1 pseudogene is annotated in these 324 nt (G+C 53.1%); it reads left to right on the top strand.

What is annotated here, in order from left to right:
* Window positions 1-324: pseudogene (locus G7A66_RS14695) on the top strand (hypothetical protein); the annotation flags it as partial.

The following is a 324-nucleotide window of genomic DNA, read 5'->3' as shown; positions in this document are numbered from 1 at the left end:
GGTAACGATGTTCTTGAAGGTGGAACTGGAACCGACACGACGGTGGGCGGAACCGGAAACGACGTACACATCGTCGATAACGCCGCAGACGTAGTGATAGAGGCTACAGGAGGAGGTACCGACCGAGTCCATTCATCCGTCGACTACGCTCTCGCAGCAGGAGTAGATATTGAGTTCCTAACTACAACTTCAACTTCAGGCACGGATGCTGTGAATCTGAGGGGTAATGAACTCGCCCAATTCATCGATGGTAATAACGGGATCAATACGCTCGAAGGTGGCGGAGGGAACGACAGGATACTTGGCCGAGGAGGCAACGACACT

Origin of the sequence: Alteripontixanthobacter muriae (genome assembly GCF_013336795.1) — a bacterium.
In the GTDB taxonomy this organism is placed as follows: domain Bacteria; phylum Pseudomonadota; class Alphaproteobacteria; order Sphingomonadales; family Sphingomonadaceae; genus Pseudopontixanthobacter; species Pseudopontixanthobacter muriae.
The sequence above is the reverse complement of the archived record's forward strand: the minus strand, read 5'-3'. Positions and strand labels throughout refer to the sequence as shown.